Consider the following 1,646-nt stretch of genomic DNA (forward strand, 5'->3'; position numbering starts at 1 on the left):
GCGCGTGCGGGCGACTGGCGGGCGCGTTGCGCGTGTGGACGGCCGGCGGGCGGCGTGCGTGACGCGTGAGGGCGGGCACGTTGCGCGTGCGGGCACGTTGCGCGTGCGTGTGGCCGGCGGGCGCCTTGCTGGGGCGTTATTGCACATCGGTTCCATTGCTGCGGCGTTTCTGCGTGTCGGATTCATTGGCGGAGCGTTATTGCACGCTGGGGAGCCGTTGGGCGTGCAATAAAGCTGCGCGAGTGATGATGACGTGCATAAACGCCATGCCATTCTCGGGACGCTACGCGACATGCGGGATGCCGAAGCGCTCTAGCAGCGCTACGAGGCGTGCCTCGTTGGCCACGTCCGAGAACGTGAAGCGCATGACGCGGTCGACGACGAGCGTCATGCCAGATTCGCGAAGCCGCTCATCGCGCATTACCTGCAGCGCGTCTCGGCCGTGTGTCATGGCTGGGTTTACGTACTTCTCGCCACCGTCCAGCTCGCCAACGACGATCGTGCCGTCTGGCAGCTCCCAGAAGAAGTCGCAGCGCCAGGGATGACCGGGGTTGTCGGGGTTCTCGATGGAGACCTGCAGCTCGGGAAGCATGAAACCATGCTCGATCATGATGGCGCGGGCCATGGACTCACCGCCGCTCTCGCTGCGTGCGTCTGCGTGGCGCGTGGTTTCGAGCGCGTTCCGCACACCGGGGCGATGGTGTCCTCGTTCTCTGACCAGAGCGTCAAGTTCGATAGCGTCGATTCCCAGGCGCGCGAGGCCCGCGTCTGCGATTGCGAGGCCCTCTCGAAAGCCGAGTTCGAGGAGGCAATCGACTATGGTGTCCTCAAGCGAGGTAACGAGAATGCCGTCGAGTCGCTCCACCATTGGCCTGGTTGCCTCGGTGCGTCTGTGACGTGTGACGCGGCCCGCGCTACGGGTCGACGGCCAGCGTTCGCCTGACAGCACGTGGACGCTCGCAAGGCGGCGAAACGATACGGGCAGCCCGTGCAGCAGCGCAGCGCTTGCGTGGCAGAGGACGAGCTCGGGGTGAAGCGTGGCCTCGGCTCGCAGGATGTGTTCCTCACGCTGCCGGCGACCTAGGCTGTTCCAGTAGCCCTTTCGCGCATAGAGGTGGCTGCGCGGGCATACGAGCTGGTTGGGCGCTCGGCGGTCGAGCGCGGCCTTGAGCTTGCGATCATGCGTCGCGAGGCATCGACGTGCCCTCTGGGCCTCGTCAAGCAAGATGCCTATCTCGATGTCGCGTTTTGTGCCCATGTCTCCTCCGTTCGTCTCGTGCAGGGTAACAGGGGCAACGTCGAGAAAACCTGACGGGAATCTAACGGAGACCTAACAGCCCTGGTTAGGGTGCAATTCTTGTGACGTCCGTTTCGCCAGCGGCTCATATGCATCGGCGGACGGCCCGTGGTGATGTTGCTGCGGCGTTTCTGCACGCTGGCTCCGTTGCTGCGGCGTTATTGCACACCGGTTCCATTGCTGCGGCGTTATTGCGCGCTGCGCGGGTTCTGAGCGTGCAAAAACGCTATGCCAACGAGTGGGATGTGCAAAAGCGCCACGGTAGCGAGCAGCGCGGCGGGCGGTGCGGCGGACGCGGCGTATCGGAGGCGGGCGGGGTGGCGACGGCGGCGGCGCGGCGGGCGGCGAC

At 65.4% G+C, this 1,646-nt stretch carries 2 protein-coding genes; one reads left to right on the forward strand and one right to left on the reverse strand.

Translation table 11 applies throughout. The features are described from left to right. Nucleotides 1-283 precede the first annotated feature (283 nt). Nucleotides 284-1,258 (reverse strand): hypothetical protein, encoded by a 975-nt coding sequence (locus ACTQ1Z_RS08505; protein WP_441860249.1) that lies wholly within the window; start codon nucleotides 1,256-1,258, stop codon nucleotides 284-286. 101 nt (nucleotides 1,259-1,359) lie between these two features. Between ACTQ1Z_RS08505 and ACTQ1Z_RS08510 the strand changes: the two genes are divergently transcribed. After that, nucleotides 1,360-1,646 (forward strand): hypothetical protein (locus tag ACTQ1Z_RS08510; RefSeq protein WP_441860251.1); only part of this gene is annotated, 287 nt, incomplete at its 3' end.

This window comes from Parolsenella sp. LCP21S3_E11, assembly GCF_052118165.1.
Lineage (GTDB): Bacteria > Actinomycetota > Coriobacteriia > Coriobacteriales > Atopobiaceae > Parolsenella.

Bases quoted from the DNA above. Each gene is read 5' to 3' on its own strand.
- ACTQ1Z_RS08505 (WP_441860249.1), bottom strand. From the start codon at position 1,258: ATGGGCACAAAACGCGACATCGAGATAGGCATCTTGCTTGACGAGGCC.